This is a genomic window from Polynucleobacter sp. IMCC 30228, from assembly GCF_021395205.1.
GTDB lineage: Bacteria > Pseudomonadota > Gammaproteobacteria > Burkholderiales > Burkholderiaceae > Polynucleobacter.
In genome coordinates this window covers 64,933-82,149 of sequence record NZ_JAJVCS010000003.1, presented here as the reverse complement: position 1 = coordinate 82,149, position 17,217 = coordinate 64,933, and the positions used below count along the sequence as shown (strand labels likewise).

At 46.4% G+C, this 17,217-nt stretch carries 12 protein-coding genes and 1 tRNA gene; 4 read left to right on the top strand and 9 right to left on the bottom strand.

The genetic code is table 11. The annotated features are described in order from the left end of the window. Position 1: 1 nt before the first annotated feature. The 4 genes from LZT21_RS06120 to hrpA all read right to left on the bottom strand — a co-directional run bounded on the left by LZT21_RS06120 (position 2) and on the right by hrpA (position 6,770). On the bottom strand, positions 2-970 hold the full coding sequence (locus LZT21_RS06120) for a sterol desaturase family protein (protein ID WP_233923683.1): 969 nt from the start codon (positions 968-970) through the stop codon (positions 2-4). Between the two features lie 15 nt (positions 971-985). After that, a complete protein-coding gene (locus LZT21_RS06115; protein WP_233989885.1) occupies positions 986-1,705 on the bottom strand; it encodes a polysaccharide deacetylase family protein in 720 nt (239 codons plus the stop codon). Positions 1,706-1,774: 69 nt separating this feature from the next. Next, positions 1,775-2,785, bottom strand: a complete 1,011-nt coding sequence (locus LZT21_RS06110; protein ID WP_233923685.1) for a cytochrome D1 domain-containing protein — start codon at positions 2,783-2,785, stop codon at positions 1,775-1,777. A 61-nt stretch (positions 2,786-2,846) separates the two neighbouring features. Then, positions 2,847-6,770: an ATP-dependent RNA helicase HrpA gene (hrpA, locus tag LZT21_RS06105; protein ID WP_233989884.1), complete on the bottom strand. Its 3,924-nt coding sequence runs from the start codon at positions 6,768-6,770 to the stop codon at positions 2,847-2,849. Between the two features lie 65 nt (positions 6,771-6,835). On the opposite strand from hrpA, the gene argA reads away from it, so the two are divergent. Both argA and LZT21_RS06095 read left to right on the top strand, forming a co-directional pair. Then, a complete protein-coding gene (gene argA / locus LZT21_RS06100; protein WP_233989882.1) occupies positions 6,836-8,251 on the top strand; it encodes an amino-acid N-acetyltransferase in 1,416 nt (471 codons plus the stop codon). 44 nt (positions 8,252-8,295) lie between these two features. After that, positions 8,296-8,574, top strand: coding sequence for an oxidative damage protection protein (locus LZT21_RS06095; protein ID WP_233923688.1), 279 nt, complete (start codon positions 8,296-8,298; stop codon positions 8,572-8,574). Here the strand turns inward: LZT21_RS06095 and rpiA are convergent. Further along, positions 8,540-9,232 carry a ribose-5-phosphate isomerase RpiA gene (gene rpiA / locus LZT21_RS06090; RefSeq protein WP_233923689.1) on the bottom strand — a complete coding sequence of 231 codons (693 nt, stop codon included), beginning with the start codon at positions 9,230-9,232 and terminating at the stop codon, positions 8,540-8,542. The two genes, LZT21_RS06095 and rpiA, sit on opposite strands and share 35 nt — an antisense overlap. A gap of 52 nt (positions 9,233-9,284) precedes the next feature. On the opposite strand from rpiA, the gene tal reads away from it, so the two are divergent. Continuing rightward, positions 9,285-10,226 carry a transaldolase gene (gene tal / locus LZT21_RS06085; protein WP_233989880.1) on the top strand — a complete coding sequence of 314 codons (942 nt, stop codon included), beginning with the start codon at positions 9,285-9,287 and terminating at the stop codon, positions 10,224-10,226. On the opposite strand, the gene rlmB is transcribed toward tal, so the two are convergent. Further along, entirely contained in the window at positions 10,219-10,959 is a 741-nt protein-coding gene (gene rlmB / locus LZT21_RS06080; protein ID WP_233923691.1) for a 23S rRNA (guanosine(2251)-2'-O)-methyltransferase RlmB, read from the bottom strand. The two genes, tal and rlmB, sit on opposite strands and share 8 nt — an antisense overlap. Then, a complete protein-coding gene (rnr, locus tag LZT21_RS06075) occupies positions 10,956-13,370 on the bottom strand; it encodes a ribonuclease R (protein ID WP_233989878.1) in 2,415 nt (804 codons plus the stop codon). The genes rlmB and rnr overlap by 4 nt, the downstream gene beginning before the upstream one ends. Positions 13,371-13,434: 64 nt before the next feature. On the opposite strand from rnr, the gene LZT21_RS06070 reads away from it, so the two are divergent. Continuing rightward, positions 13,435-13,521 (top strand) — tRNA-Leu (locus tag LZT21_RS06070). 31 nt (positions 13,522-13,552) lie between these two features. On the opposite strand, the gene LZT21_RS06065 is transcribed toward LZT21_RS06070, so the two are convergent. Then, a complete protein-coding gene (locus LZT21_RS06065) occupies positions 13,553-15,760 on the bottom strand; it encodes a malate synthase G (protein WP_233989876.1) in 2,208 nt (735 codons plus the stop codon). Positions 15,761-15,819: 59 nt separating this feature from the next. Further along, positions 15,820-17,196, bottom strand: coding sequence for an adenylosuccinate synthase (locus tag LZT21_RS06060; RefSeq protein WP_233923694.1), 1,377 nt, complete (start codon positions 17,194-17,196; stop codon positions 15,820-15,822). Positions 17,197-17,217: the final 21 nt, after the last annotated feature.

The window sequence follows — 17,217 nt, the reverse complement described above, 5'->3', positions numbered from 1 at the left end:
TTTAACGCGAATGAGGGCGTTTAAAAAAAGTCTGCCAAGCCAATTTTAAGCTCTGCCATTGATGCTTTAGTACGCCATTAGCAAGTTGCAAATGCTCTACGCCAGTGGGGTGAACTTGCTGATCAAAATTAGCCGTTTTAAAAATCATATCCCACCACGGGAATAAAACACCAAAATTACACCCGCCCAATACTCCAGGTTGATTGCTGGCTTCATAGCCCAGACGAATAGCATGATGGCGCCGATGGAAAATAGGCGATACCAATAAATACTTAGCCCAGCCTAAATGCACTTTTACATTTGCATGCTGCCAACTTTGAATAAATTGACTGACGACCACCAGCAAAATAAATTGACCTGGGCTGACTCCAATAACTAAAGCGCAAAACGCAAAAACCAAGGCGCGCATCACATCATCTAAAAAATGATTGCGATTATCCGACCATGCTGTCATGGTAGTTTGGCTATGATGTAAAGCATGTAACTGCCACCACCACCGAAAGTAATGGGTAGCACGGTGATAACAATAATCAACAAAATCTAAGATGATTAAATAAATCAAAAAGCTAACCCAAGGAATTGAGGTCATGCCAGGCCACCAACTTTCCACATTAAAACGCTCAAATCGCCAGTCGTGTAATTGCCCTTCAAATTGGAAAAAGAGATCGGCAAAAACAATGAAAATGATTGCGTGAAATAAACCCAAGCGATGAAAAAAAGTGTAAAACACATCAGCCGACATGCCCTTGGCCTGACGCACTTGCAATTCAGCGGGATTCAATTTCTCCCACAGGCGCAATCCAAAAGCAATAAGAAAAATTTGTAGTAAGCCCAATAAAAGCCATTCACTGCCATCAAAAGCGTCCTCTGCCCAATGCATTAAGCCAAATTGATACAGCACTGGCTCAAGCAAATAATGATACAAAGCCTCTTGCGCTTGGCTATATTGCTGGGATAAAAAATCGAGCATCGTCGTACTTCAGCCTTATGGTTTAAGAGGCAGGGATTTAGCAGTGATTACAGGTAAAGTAGCAAAACAAAATCCCCGCTGTTTCAAATTATCAATCAAGGGCTCTAAAACTGCTGGCGCCCAGGCCTCTTTACGTGACCAAATACCTAAGTGAGCCATGGCAATATCCCCATCTTGAATATTTCTACTAGCTTGCTCAAGTAAGACGGCATTAGGGAAGCGCCCCGAGTCAAGCTCATCGCCTAAAAACCCTGCTCTGGACCAAGCTATATGTTGAAATCCACACTGCTCAGCAAGTGCAATTAACCGAGCTGAAGTTCGACCGCCTGGAGCGCGCCAGATGGGCTCTAAATGCCGCCCCGTTAAATCATGAAAGCGCCCATCAACCCGCTTTAACTCCGCACATAATGCGGGGGCGTCATACCATTTGCCAATGCCTGCATCGGCACCAAATTGTGGCTTAAGACGAACAAACCCAGCTTTGCCATCGCCTTGAAAATACAGATGATCATAAGTATGACTGCCAAAATGATGGCCTGCTTGCGCTAATTTTTGCCAATAAGAGCGCCAGCTATCGTCTAAAGAAAAATCTCCGCGGCTGGTTTTTTCGTTGGCCACAAAAAAAGTAGCCTGTACTTGCTGGCGCTGCAGAATAGCTGCAATTGTTTCAGCCATTGCCATATTGCCAGTATCAAAAGTGAGGTACACCGTTTTATTGCAAACTGACGTAGGCATAGTTTGTGCCCACCCCAAACTGGTCAAACAAAATAAAATCAGCAGCGAGTTAAAGAGCCTACGCAAAATCTACTCCCAGGCAGCTCGCGGATAAAAGAAAACGCCATGCGGTGATTTGCCTACTGGAATAATTGAGCTTACTTTCATACTCGGAATATCAATCACCGCCACTTTTTTAGCAAACCGCAAGGTGACCCATAAACTTTTTCCATCAGGAGTAATTTCCATGTCGTCTGGGCCCGCTGGTAAACCAGTAATATCTCCCACTTTAGTTAAGGTCTGCATATCAATTAAGCTAATCGTTGAAGCTACGCGATTACTCACAAAGACATGCTTTCGATCGCCTTGAGGTCTAAAGTTATGCGCGCCCTTGCCGGTCGCAATGCGCTTAATGGATTGGCGCGTTCGCCAATCAATCACTTCCACATAATCAGCACCAGTAATACCCACCAATAAATATTGATCTCCTGGGGTCAGCCATAAACCGGCAGGTGTTGGTCCCGTGGGCATTCTCCACAATACCGTCTGACTAGCTAAATCAATCGCCACTAACTCAGAAGAGTCTTGCAACGTAATAAAAGCAATTTTGCTATCGGCAGTAAAGGCAATGTGGCTTGGAGTCTTAGCCAAAGCAAGTGACTTCGCTAAAGTAAAGTCATTGCCTTGCACAGCATAAATATCTACTCGATTCAAGCGATTCCCATTCACTACAAACCATTGACTATTTGGTGAGTAGCCAATTTGGTAGGGGTCAATGATTTTGGGAATACGCCCTTTTACCTCGCCAGTGTTAGCGTTTAAAACCGCAATATCATTGCCTACCGCATTGGCCACTAATAGGGTTTTTTGATCAGGCGCCATCATTAAATGATGCGGCTCTTTCCCGATGGGTACAGTTTTAATAACTTCACGTAATTGCATATCGACTAGGCTAATACTGGCATCACCTGAATTTAATACGATGGCAACCTTTGGCTCGCCTTGCCTCGCTAGGGGTGGGGTAACAGTTTGCGCAACACCAGAATGCGGAAAGAGCAAATATGTGACAAAAAAAACAGTAACGCTGGAAAGAAATTTCATTAGCCCATTGTAAATCCCCTCTCTACAACCGGCTTTGATACGAATCAAGACTTAGCTATATTTACCTATAAAGGCTTTGCAGCACCTTTTCGAGGCGTTTAGCTGACATTGGCATAGGAGTTTTTAATTCTTGAGCAAACAAGGCTACCCTGAGCTCTTCTAATTGCCAACGAAAATCTTGTAAACGCGCGTCTTCATCTAAAACATAAGATGCGCCCCCTTTCTGGCCTTGAAGTAATTTTTGCCAAGGCCTCGCTAAGGCCTCCCACTCTCGCTGAGCCTGGGCATCGCGCACCGGATTAGCGCGCAATTTATCAAGACGTAAAACAATGGCTTTTAAATAGCGGGGTAAGTGCACTAATTGCGTATAGGGCACGTCAGCAATGCAGCGCGGAAAAATCAAACCCTGAATTTGCTGGGTAATATCAGCATGAGCGCTAGCAGAAAGGGCTTTTGCTTGCGCTAATTTTTTCTGTACATCGGCGTGGGCTTCCAAGGCGACTAAGAGATGGCGGGCAATTTCTTGGGCAATTAAAGTTAGCCGTGGCTTGCCTGCTTGCAAACGCGCTTGAAATTGCTCATGATTATTCGGCAACGGTTCTGCCATGAATGCTCGTTCAAGTGCTAAATTCAGAATCTGCTCCATGATGCTCTCTACCGTACCAATTTGCATAAATAACAAGCCAATTTCACGCGCATGGGGTAATTGTTTTTGCAGGGCTTTTAGGGTATCGCGTTGACTCAGCGCAAATAAACGGCGTAAACCGAGCCAATGGAATTTACGTGCCTCAACTACATCATCAAATACCGCTAATTCACAAGATTCCCCGCCATCGACTAAGGCAGGATAACCAAACAGGGTTTTGCCTCCTTTTTGAATTTCTAAGGTTTCTGCCAGTTCGCCAAAGTCCCACTGGGTATAAGTGCCAGAGCTAAGGGCTGTGCGAGAAAGGGCTGATGGCGCCAGCGCAACGGCCTGAAAAGCAAGACGGGCGCTATTACCAAACTCAGCTTTTAAGCGCGGCAAGTTACGCTCTAATTCTAATTGCCGACCGTGCTCATCCAGTAAACGAAAATTCATCAGCAAATGCGGCGCTAACGCTTCAAGACGAAAATCGCTACGCTTTACCTCTAAAGACTTCACTTGACGTAAATCCAAGATCAAGCTATCGAGATAATCGCCCTTACCAAATTCATCCGCTGCTATCCTACGCTCCAAAAAATCCTTAGCGTAGTCAGCAATTGGTACGCAATGACGCCGCAACTTTTGCGGGAGCGACTTGACTAGTATTTGCGTTTTCTCTTCGCACATCCCAGGTACTAACCACTCACAACGACGACTATCTACTTGATTCAATAGCGTTAAAGGCAAAATTAAGGTCACCCCATCTTTTGGACTAGCTGGCTCAAAGTGATAAGACAAAGTAAATTCAGTGCCCCCCATGACTAATTGCTGAGGATATCGATCGACCGTTATTCCTGCAGCTTCATGACGCATTAAGTCGGCTTTATCTAAACGTAAACTCGCTTCAGCAGTAGCCGTTTTTTGTAACCAAGCTTGTAAACCAGGGCGACTATAAATTTCCGTCGGTATACGTGCCGCATAAAAAGCAAACAATAGTTCATCGTCAACTAGTACATCTGGGCGACGCGAGCGATGCTCGAGCGCCTCAATTTCCCGCACTAAACGGCGGTTATGCCAGAAAAACGCATAGTTATGAGGATAGCGCTTTTGCGCCTCTATTTCGGTTTCTTTCGCCAGTGCCGGGGTATCTACCCGCCCAAACATCTCCCCTTCAACCAAGGCTTTTTGAATAAATAATTGACGGGCTTCAGCTTGATCATGGGGAGCAAAAGTGACTTTGCGGCCATGGTAAATCGATAGCCCATACAAGGTACCGCGTTCATGCGCCATGACTTCACCTTGACGACTATCCCAGAAAGGGTCACTTAAAGATTTGACCAAACGGTGTGCGCCCACTTGTTCGACCCAGTGTGGCTCAATTTTGGCAAGCGTGCGGGCATACATCCGTGTGGTTTCTTGTAATTCACCTGCCAAAATCCATGCCCCGGCCTTTTTTCCCAAGCTTGAACCGGGCCAAATAAAAAGTCGAATTCCGCGTGCGCCCAAATAGGAGCCTACTTTAGTATTTGGCGTGGTGGTCTTATCACTCTCTTCTTTTTTAGCTACATGCCCCAATAAGCCGGTTAATAAAGCTAAATGAATTTGCTCATAGGTCGCCGGTATCGTATTTTCACGCCAACCCTTTTCGCCTAACATAGTATGTAGCTGGCCATAAACATCTCGCCATTCACGTAATCGGCGGGGGGATAAAAATTGACTTCGACATAAATTTTCTAACTGTCGATTAGAGTGCTTATGATGTAAGGCATCTTGATACCAATTCCAAATTTTTAAATAATTCAAAAATTCAGATTTAGGGTCAGCGAAACGTTGGTGCGCTGCATCGGCAGCAGCTGCCTGCTCCAACGGTCGATCGCGTGGATCTTGGGTCGCTAAAGCAGAAACAATAATAGTAACTTCTTTTAAGGCCTGATGATCTCGCGCCGCCAGTAGCATGCGCCCAACTTTTGGATCTAACGGTAATTCTGTTAATTCACGCCCTAAGGCAGTAAGCTTAATTTCACCTGCTTGAGCACCATCTTCAGCGCTCGTTTCAATCGCGCCTAATTCATCTAGCAATTGCATGCCATCGGCTACTGCTCTGCCCAATGGGCGATCTAAAAAAGGAAAATCATGAATACGCGGTAAATGTAAGGCACTCATGCGTAATAAAACTGCTGCTAGCGAGCTCCGCAAAATTTCCGGATCAGTAAATTTTTGCCGCCCCAGAAAATCTTCTTCACTATACAGGCGCACACAAATACCATCTGCAACCCGACCACAGCGGCCTGCACGTTGGTTGGCAGCGGCTTGTGAAATGGGCTCAATTTGTAATTGCTCCACTTTATTACGATAGGAATAGCGTTTCACTCGCGCTAAACCGCTATCAATCACATAGCGAATATTGGGCACCGTTAAAGATGTTTCAGCAACATTGGTAGTTAGAATAATGCGGCGTCCATGCCCTGTTTGAAATACCCGCTCTTGCTCTGCCACCGATTGACGCGCAAATAAGGTTAAGACCTCGGGATGAAAACGCTGTTGCAAATGGGGATCTTTGCGTAACACTTCAGCACATTCGCGAATCTCCCGTTCGCCTGGTAAAAATACTAACGCGTCCCCAGCACCTAAAGCACCCTCACGCCATAAATCATGAATCGCCTCTGCTACACCCTCGCTCAAATCCTTTGTTTCCTTTTTGCCTGCGCCCTCTAAAGGAAAATACCGTTGCTCTACTGGAAATAAACGGCCGCTCACTTCTATAACTGGAGCGGGCATTTCATTAATAGCGAAGTGTTGCGCAAAACGATTCGCATCAATTGTGGCCGAAGTAATGATCACTTTGAGATCTTTACGTTTGGGCAAAAGTTGCCGCAAATATCCCAATAAAAAATCAATATTTAAACTGCGCTCATGGGCCTCATCAATAATAATGGTGTCATAAGCCTTTAAGAGTGGATCGCGCTGCGTCTCAGCCAATAAAATGCCATCCGTCATTAATTTGATTGAAGCGGTAGAGCTAGTCTTATCGGCAAAACGTACTTGATAACCCACATCCTGACCCAATGGGGAATGTAATTCATGCGCAATGCGTTTGGCGGTTGCTGTGGCAGCAATACGGCGGGGCTGCGTATGGCCAATTAAACGCCCTCCATTAGCCCGTCCCCGACCAAGCGCAAGACAAATTTTGGGCAGCTGAGTCGTTTTTCCTGAGCCAGTCTCGCCGCAAACAATCACCAATTGGTGTTCTCGCAAAGCTGCCATAATCCGCTCACGCTCACCTGAAACTGGCAATTCTTCGGGAAACTCAATCGCAAGAAGGCAAGCTTTGGCCTCCTCAGAAGTGTTGGAAGTGGACACAGGTAGAGACTCTGGGTTGAATTTTGTTTGGTTTATCGGCTTCTGCACCCTATAATTTTCTCACTATGAACGCGAATCCACCTAAGCTCGACCAAAACCGGCGTGACTTAGCCGCCACTACCCAGCAAACTTCGTCATTAAACCTGGCTGCAATCCCTGCGGGTACTGATTTCCCCTTTGTTGCTTGGCTCCGCGATGTTGCGCCGTATATCCATAGTTTTCGTGGAAAAACCTTTGTCATTGCTTTTGCTGGCGAATTGGCCCAAGAAATTGGCCTAGAGAACCTAATCGAAGATATTGCTATGCTGCACGCCATGGGCATGCGTATTGTCTTGGTCCACGGCATTCGCCCGCAAATTGAAGAGCAGCTTAAGTTGCGCAAAATTAAAAGTAAATACGGCAAAGCCACCATGAGCGCATACCGCATTACTGATGCTGCGGCCTTAGAGTGTGTAAAAGAAGCAGCTGGTGAATTACGGCTAGATATTGAGGCCGCTTTTAGCCGCGGCTTGCCCAACACCCCCATGGCAGGTTCACGCATCTCAGTAATTTCTGGAAACTTTATAACTGCTATGCCTTTTGGCGTAGTTGACGGAACCGACTTTATTCATACTGGCTTAGTCCGCAAAGTCGATGCTGAATCCATCAAGCTCTCGCTTGATAGCAATAAAATAGTTTTGCTCTCGCCGCTTGGTTTTTCGCCCACTGGCCAAGCATTTAATTTATCGTATGAAGATGTCGCTGCAGCGACTGCTGCAGCCTTAAAGGCTGACAAAATTTTATTTCTAACGCCCTATCCCGCTCTGCGCGATGAGCAGCACGAACCCATAACTGAATTGTCGCTGGAGCAATTAAACACTTATGTGAATAGCCATGCCGAATTGCTCCCCGGTTTTCGTAGCTTACTGAATTTAGCCGCACAAGCTGTTAAAGCTGGCGTCAACCGCGTACATTTTTTACCTGCCAATCGCGATGGCGCGCTTTTGGAAGAGTTATTTACTCACGATGGTATTGGGATGATGCTAGCCTCCTCCAACATTGAAAATTTACGCGAAGCCAACCAAGATGATGTTAGCGGTATTTTGCAGCTCACCATGCCGCTTGAAGAAGAAGGTATTTTGGCGCCCCGCGGTCAAGATGTCATTGAGCGCGATATCGCGCGGTTTTCGGTTATCGAGCATGATCGGGTGCTATTTGGTTGCGCTGCGCTCTTCCCTTTTCCGAATCAGGTTGGCGAGCTCGCTTGTTTAGCCGTTGATAGCGAAGTACAAGGCTCGGGTGATGGAGAGCGCCTCCTCAAGCATATTGAAATGAGAGCAAAAAATGAGGGTATCACCAAGCTTTTTGTCCTCACAACCCGTACCGAACATTGGTTTTTAAAGCGGGGCTTTGTGCGCGCCACAGTCGATGATTTACCCATCGAGCGTAAAGAAATTTATAACTGGGATCGTAAATCAATGGTTTTGATTAAGAACGTCTAAAATTGATTTTCTCTCGATATTGGTATTAAAAGAAAGGTTTTTTCATGGTACGCATGGTTCAATGCATCAAACTCAATAAAGAAGCTGAAGGTCTTGATTTTGCTCCTTTACCGGGCGAATTAGGGAAGCGCATTTGGCAACAAGTGTCAAAAGAAGCTTGGGCTGGCTGGCTTAAACACCAAACAATGCTGATTAATGAAAATCGCCTGAATATGGTCGATGCCCGCGCACGCCAATACCTCTTAAAGCAAGCTGAAAAACATTTCTTTGAGGATGGCGCTGATATGGCTACTGGCTATGTGCCACCGCCGCCACCCCAGTAGCGCTCCCGACTAAGAGTAAATCAGCTTTACGTTGGGCAAAGAGCCCAACACTAACGACTCCAGGTATTTGATTAATCTGCAGCTCTAATTGCACGGGCTGATTAATTGATAAACCGTGCACATCCACAATCCAGCCACCGTTATCAGTCATAAAAGGTTGACCTGTTGTGCCAACCATGCGCAAATGGCCGTCACCGCCTAAAGCAGCGATCGTACGTCTAATAGAAGGCTCTGCCATGGGAATAATTTCCAGCGGCAAGGGAAAGCGGCCTAATACAGCAACTTGTTTTGAGGCATCACAAATACAGATAAAGCGCTTGGCCATTGCCGCAATAATTTTTTCACGCGTTAAAGCGCCGCCACCCCCTTTAATCATGTGGCCCTGAGGATTAATTTCATCGGCCCCATCGACGTAGACTGGTAAATCAGCTACTTGATTGGTATCAAAAACATAAAAACCTTGCTGAATAAGGCGCTGCGTACTGGCTATCGAACTTGAAACAACGCCAGCGAAGTGGTTGCGATGCGGTGCTAACAAATCAATAAACCAATTGGCAGTCGAGCCTGTGCCAATACCCAAACACTGTCCAGCGGGCAGCTTTAAGACTTCGTCACAAGCGGCTTGAGCCACTAAGCGTTTTAATTCTTCTGGATTCACGTCCGCCTCCCCTCTGAATTCATTATGATATGTCAAAAGAAGATAAATACCGATGAATAGCCTCGATCAACTTAAACAGTACACCACCGTTGTAGCCGATACCGGCGATTTTGCACGGATGCGCCAATTTCAGCCGCAAGATGCCACTACCAACCCCTCTTTAATCCTGAAAGCCGTGCAACAAAGTGCTTATGCAGATTTGGTTAAAGGAGTTCAGCAAGCGCATCCACAGGCAAGCGCCACCGAGCTCATGGACCATGTTTTAGTTGCTTTTGGCTTAGAAATCCTCCAAATTGTGCCAGGTCGGGTCTCAACAGAAGTTGACGCCCGACTATCATTTGATACCTCCGCAACCATCGCCAAAGCACGTCATCTCATTGCCCTGTATGCAAAACAAGGTATTGATCAAGAGCGCATATTAATCAAATTAGCTGCTACTTGGGAAGGCATTCAGGCCGCTAAACAACTGGAGGCTGAAGGTATTCATTGCAATATGACCTTATTGTTTTCCTTAATTCAAGCAGCGGCTTGTGGCCAAGCCAAGGCAACCCTTATTTCTCCATTTGTGGGGCGCATAACCGATTGGCATAAAACCCGCTTAGGAACGAATTGGGTGGATGCTACTCATGGCGGCGCCAGTGATCCTGGCGTCAATTCTGTTAAACGTATTTACCGCTATTACAAACAATTTGGTATTCAGACAGAGGTGATGGGAGCGAGCTTTCGCAACATAGGGCAAATCATTGAGCTAGCCGGCTGTGATCTGTTAACCATTAGCCCAGAATTACTGTCTAACCTACAAGATAGTGCAATACCCGTCGTACGCCAGTTACATGCAGAAGCCCTGAATGACTTATCGGCTACTGAACTCAACACGAAGGAAGCCGCATTTCGTTTACAACTCAATAATGATGCCATGGCGACTGAAAAACTCGCCGAAGGCATTCGCAGCTTCTGTGCTGATATTGAAAAATTAGAACAATTACTTAAATAAGAGCTAAGCGTTGTCTTACTGCCTCAAATAAACAAACCCCACTGGCAACGGAAACATTTAAGCTTTCGACCACGCCCTGCATCGGAATACGCACCAACTGGTCACAGTTTTCGCGCGTCAATCGCCGCATACCATCACCTTCAGCGCCCATCACAATGCCAATTGAGCCAGTTAAATCAAGATCATAAATTGATAACTCGGCCTCTTCATCGGTACCAATTAAGGTAATACCCATTTCCTTTAACTCTTTCATACTGCGCGCTAAATTTGTTACTGGAATTAAAGGTACTACCTCTGCTGCACCGCTGGCAACTTTAGTAACCGTCGCATTTACGTGCGCCGAACGGTCTTTGGGTACCACAACCCCGTGTACCCCTGCGCCATCCGCCACTCGCAAACAGGCGCCTAAATTATGCGGATCGGTAACGCCATCTAGAACTAACAGCAAAGCTGGTCCCTCGATACCATCTACTAATTCAGGTAATGTTCTCGCCACAGTCATTTTGTCTGCTAGCGCCACAAGGCCTTGGTGCCGATCATGCCCTGCCAAGCTATGTAAACGCTCAGAATTGGCAGAATGCAAGCGATCGCCTAATAATGGTGTTGCTTGTTTTAAAAAATCACCCATACGGCGATCACGCCGCGCAGGATCGTAATAGACTGCACGTAAACTTTGGGCGTCTAAACGTAAGCGGGTTTGAATTGCATGAAAACCCAAAATGATATTTTTCACTTACGCTTACCTTTACGCACTGGCGGCTTATTACCAGCGGGTTTATGTGCTCCGCGGCCTTTTGCTTTATGCTTGCCGCTCTTGGTAGCAGCCTTACGATTGGCTCCATTCGCGCTACCAGTCGCCGCGCTAATCGCGCTTCCTTGTGAGCCTTTAACAGGCGCTTTACTATCGGGACGGGTTTTTTTTGAAGCTGCTTTTTTATGAGGGCGCCCAGTATCCGCAGCCAACATTAAATTACGGGTCCGCGAGCCACCGCCCTCTACGCCAACCGACTTGACTAAACTAAACTCAATTTTGCGTGCGTCCAAATCAACTCGACTTACTAATACATGTAGTCGATCACCAAGACGATGACGAATACCTGTGCGCTCGCCGCGTAATTCTTGGCGAGCCTCATCGTATTGAAAATAATCACCGCCCAATTCTGTCACATGAACCATGCCTTCAACAAAAAGATTCTCAAGTTGAATAAATAAACCAAAATTAGCTACCCCGGTAATCGTGCCAGCATATTCTTGCCCTAAATGATCGCGCATGTAATAACATTTCAGCCAAGCCTCAACATCACGTGAAGCCTCATCTGCACGGCGCTCATTAGCTGAGCAATGGACCCCTAACTGACCCCAAACAGGCAAACTCAAGTGCTGTCCCTTTGCACCCTTATCACCTTGTGCACCCTTAGGCCCTTTGATTCCTTTGGACTCTAAGCGAGATTGCACTGCCTCACCATGCGATTTTTTAGCGGCTACGGCATTCGCACGAGCAGTGCCTTTGCGAGGTAAGGTGAGATTCAGGGGCACCCGCTCTGGCAGAGTTGGGTGATAGGTTTTTTTCTGCAAAATGGCTTTGATCGCCCGATGCGTCAATAAATCAGGATACCGCCGAATCGGGCTGGTGAAGTGGGCGTAAGCAGGATAAGACAAACCAAAATGCCCAGCATTTTCAGGCTGATAAACTGCTTGTTGCATGGAGCGCAAAACCGATGATTGCAGCATCATTGAGTCGGGCCGCGGTTTAATTTCCTTAATTAAGCGCGCAAAGTCTTTGGGCTGTGGTTTATCACCCCCCGCTAAGCTAAGGGCTGAGGTACGCAAAGCTTGCCTTAAGGTGGCTAGTTTTTCTGCAGAAGGCTCTTCATGCACGCGGTACAAGCTATAGTGATTATTTTGTGCCAATAAATCAGCAGCGCACACATTAGCTACCAACATACATTCTTCAATCACTTTATGGGCTTCATTGCGGATGCGTGGCTCAATCCGTAAAATCTTGCCTAATTCATTACTAATAATTTGGGTTTCAGTGGTCTCAAAATTAATCGCCCCGCGCCGTTCACGCGCTGCATCAAGAATCTTATATAGTTGATATAAATTACTTAATTCAGTACGAAATGCTGCGAAACGAGCTGCTTCTGGCCCCTTCGAATTACTTAAAATTTCCCACACGGTGTCGTAAGTAAACCGCTGTGCTGAATGCATAACTGCTGGATAAAACTGATACGCCAAAACAATGCCCTGTAAATCGACTACCGCATCACACACCATACATAAACGATCGACTCCAGGATTTAATGAACACAAGCCATTGGAGATTTTCTCTGGCAACATCGGAATCACGCGCCGCGGAAAGTATACCGAGGTCGCTCGTAATAAGGCTTCATCGTCCAGAGCACGATCAGGTTTGACATAATGCGAAACATCAGCAATAGCCACAATTAAGCGCCAGGCTTTCGATTTTCCAAACAGGGTCGGCTCGCAATACACCGCGTCATCAAAATCGCGCGCATCAGCACCATCAATTGTCACTAATGGTATGTCGCGCAAATCAACTCGACCCTCTAAATCAGCTTGCAGAACACCGTCAGGTAATGCGGCGGCTTCTTTAATAACAGCAGCTGAAAATTCATGAGGCACCCCGTACTTACGTACCGCAATTTCAATTTCCATCCCAGGGTCATCAATTTCACCCAACACCTCTACCACCCGCCCTACTGCCTGCCGATAACTATCGGGGTAGTCAATAATTTCTACGCTGACCACTTGGCCTAACTTAGCATTTCCTTGGCCCTTTGGGGGAATCAAAATATCGTGGCCAATCCGCATATCTTCAGGGGCCACAATCAATACTCCGTTTTCATTCAGCAAACGCCCAATGACGAGGCGGTTAGCATGCACCAGCACTTCGACAATTTGCCCCTCAGGTCGACCCCGACGATCGACTCCAAGCACTTTTACATTTACGCGATCGCCATGCATCACCCGTGACATTTCGCGTTCCGATAAAAAAATATCTTCGCCACCATCATCCGGTATCACAAAGCCAAAACCATCACGATGACCTTGTACTGTGCCAATCCGATCGGCCTCGCGTTGCACTGAAGCTTCAGTCTTACGCTTGCTTACTTTCAACATGCATTTCTTTCAAATCAAGATTAGAGTAAAAAATAACCAGATACCCCCTATAATAGAGCCCATTGCCCAGATGGCGAAATTGGTAGACGCACCAGCTTCAGGTGCTGGCGATCGAAAGGTTGTGGAGGTTCGAGTCCTCTTCTGGGCACCACTATTCCAAGCTTTCTTAGTACACGGGTAAGCTATACCCCTTTTACTTGCCTACGCCAAGCATGTAGCAGCGGCTCAGTGTAACCATTGGGTTGCTCGAGTCCTTTAAAGATCAAATCACTGGCTGCCTGAAAAGCGAATGAGTCTTTGTAATTTGGCATCATTGGTTTGTAGAGGGGATCGCCTGCATTTTGCATATCAACAATGCTAGCCATCCGTTGCAAGGCTTCATTTACCTCATTTACAGTCACAATTTTGTGCAGTAACCAATTGACGATATGCTGACTAGAGATACGTAATGTCGCGCGATCTTCCATTAATCCAACGTTGTAAATATCCGGCACCTTCGAGCAGCCAACACCTTGATCAATCCAACGAACCACATAACCTAAAATACCTTGGCAATTATTATTAAGCGCCTCGCGAATCTCTTCTTTAGTCCAATCTGGATAGAGCGCAATTGGCACAGTCAATAAATCATCCATTAACGATTCATACTCAGCTGCAGTATCTTTTTTCTCCATGTCTTCTTGAATTTTCGCCACATTGACTTGGTGATAGTGCATAGCATGCAAAGTAGCAGCTGTGGGTGAAGGCACCCAAGCTGTATTGGCACCAGCCTGAGGGTGGGCGATTTTTTGCTCTACCATTTCTCGCATGAGGTCTGGTGCAGGCCACATGCCTTTACCAATCTGTGCGCGACCCCGTAGACCACAATCTAAGCCAGCCAAGACATTGCGGCGCTCATACGCATTGAACCATTTGCCGACCTTCATCTTGCCTTTACGGACCATGGCACCGCCATACATACCAGTATGAATTTCATCGCCAGTACGATCTAAAAAGCCAGTGTTAATAAAAGCAACGCGTGCACCAGCTGCCGCAATGGCAGCTTTAATATTGACGCTCATGCGCCGCTCTTCATCCATGATGCCTAATTTGACGGTGTTCTCTGGCAAGCCAAGCAATTTCTCAACACGGCTAAAGAGCTCGCTAGCAAATGCAACTTCTTCAGGACTGTGCATTTTAGGCTTAACAATGTATACAGAACCTTTACGGGTATTGCCAATCGCTTGTGCTGCTGGGCGATTAATATCATATAAAGCAATTAATACGGTCACGACTGCATCTAAGATGCCTTCGTAAACTTCCTTACCTTCACTAGTAATGATGGCAGGATTTGTCATCAGGTGACCAACGTTACGCAGGAATAATAGTGATCGGCCATGTAAGGTCACCAAGCCATCTTTTGCATTTACTGCGCCAATACCGGCTTTGTATTGACGATCTGGATTGAGGCGGCGGGTAAAAGTTTTGCCACCCTTACTCACCTCTTCAACTAAGGTCCCTTTGAGAATACCTAACCAGTTCTCATAAGCGAGTACTTTGTCATCGGCGTCAACAACCGCTACTGAATCTTCCAAATCCAGAATGGTAGAGAGCGCAGCTTCTAGTACGACATCATTTACACCAGCTAAATCACTAGCACCGATGGTTTTCGTCTTATCAATTTCAATATCAATATGAATACCATTATTGCGTAGTAAAACAGATGAAGGCGCGGCAGGATCACCTTGGTAGCCCACAAACTGTTTTTCATCAAGCAAGCCAGTAGTGCTACCATCTTTTAACTTCACTGCCAGTTTATTGGCTACCACGGTATAAGCCACCACATCGCTATATGAAGCTTTAAGCAAAGGTGCAGCCTGATCTAAAAACTGCCGCGCATAGGCTACAACCTTAGCGCCACGAATTGGATTGAACGCTCCGCCTTTGGTAGCACCATCCTCTTCAGACAATACGTCTGTACCGTAGAGCGCGTCATACAAAGAGCCCCAACGAGCATTAGCTGCATTTAAAGCATAGCGCGCATTGAGCACAGGAACAACCAACTGGGGGCCCGCTTGGAGAGCAAGCTCATCATCGACGTTCTGAGTAGAAGCCACTACATTGGCTGGTATCTCATCTATATAGCCAATTTCTTTTAGATACTGGCGATACGCAGGCATATCTTTGATTGGGCCTGGATGAGTTTGGTGCCATTTATCTAAATCACGCTGGATTCGATCACGCTTGGCCAGCAATGCGTCATTAATTGGGGTTAAGTCTTTAACAATTGCGGCAAAGCCCTTCCAGAAGTCAGCACTTTTAATCTGCAGACCTGGTAACACTTTATCCTCAATAAAACGGTAAAGTGAATCGGCAACCTGCAAACCAAAACAGTTAATACGTACAGTCATGATAAAAACCTTTAAATAAATCTCACAATAAAAATAGCCTATAAATTACACATTACCGCTTAATGCGTCGCCTCAAAAGGATGGTGCACCAAAATGGTTTCATCGCGCTCTGGCCCAGTCGACACCATGGCAATGGGTTTGCCAACGACTTCTTCAATACGACGCAAAAAGTGTTGTGCCTGAATTGGTAGGCGGTCCCAATTTTGAATACCAACAGTACTATCTTGCCAACCTGGAAAATCTTCATAAATCGGTTCACATAAAGCTACTGCCTCTGCACCCCGCGGCAATACATCGAGCTCTTTGCCCTCCAAACGATAACCCACACATAAGCGGACCTGCTCAAGGCCATCGAGCACATCTAATTTAGTGATACATAAACCAGTTAGCCCATTAATCTGAATTGAGCGCTTTAATGCGGCCGCATCAAGCCAACCCGTGCGACGCGGGCGGCCTGTTACTGAGCCAAACTCTTTGCCCACTTCAGCTAAGCGGATGCCAACTGGGTCTTGCTTCGCAGGATTATCGAAATCATAAAGCTCACTAGGAAATGGGCCAGCGCCCACTCGGGTGCAATAGGCTTTGGTAATACCCAAGATATATTGCAAAGAATCGGGGCCTACTCCAGAACCCGCGGCTGCATTCCCCGCCACACAGTTACTCGAAGTTACATAAGGGTAGGTTCCGTGGTCAATATCGAGCAGCGTACCCTGAGCACCCTCAAATAATAAATTTTGCCCAGCTTGTTCGACTGCATATAAAGCACTAGAAACGTCGGTAACCATCGGCTTAAGGCGCGCTGCATAACTCATGGCCTCAGCTAAAGTAGCTTCATAATCAACGGGGCTCGCTCCGTAGTAATTGGTTAAAACAAAATTGTGATATTCCAAATTTTCACGCAATTGCGCGGCAAATTTTTCGGGATAAAACAAATCTTGCACACGCAAAGCACGGCGGGCTACTTTATCTTCATATGCGGGGCCAATGCCACGTCCGGTAGTGCCAATTTTCGCTGCCCCCCGTTTTTTCTCGCGGGCGTTATCAATTGCGACGTGATACGGCAAAATTAACGTCGCTGCTTCAGAAATACGCAGGCGATCGCAGACATTTAATCCGGCGGCTTCGAGCTCACCAATTTCTTTAAAGAGTGCTTCAGGCGATAGCACAACACCATTACCGATATAACAAATGACCTGCGGATGCATGATTCCCGAAGGAATTAAACGCAAAATGGTTTTTTTATTACCGATAATTAAAGTATGTCCCGCATTATGGCCACCTTGAAAGCGCACGACGCCAGCAGCATGATCAGTTAACCAATCGACTACCTTGCCTTTGCCTTCATCACCCCATTGAGTGCCTATTACCACCACATTTCGGCCGCGTTTGGCTGACCTGGGTTGGCCAGGGTTTTGCTTACTTTGCTGCTGAGACATATTCAATCCAAATTTGATCAA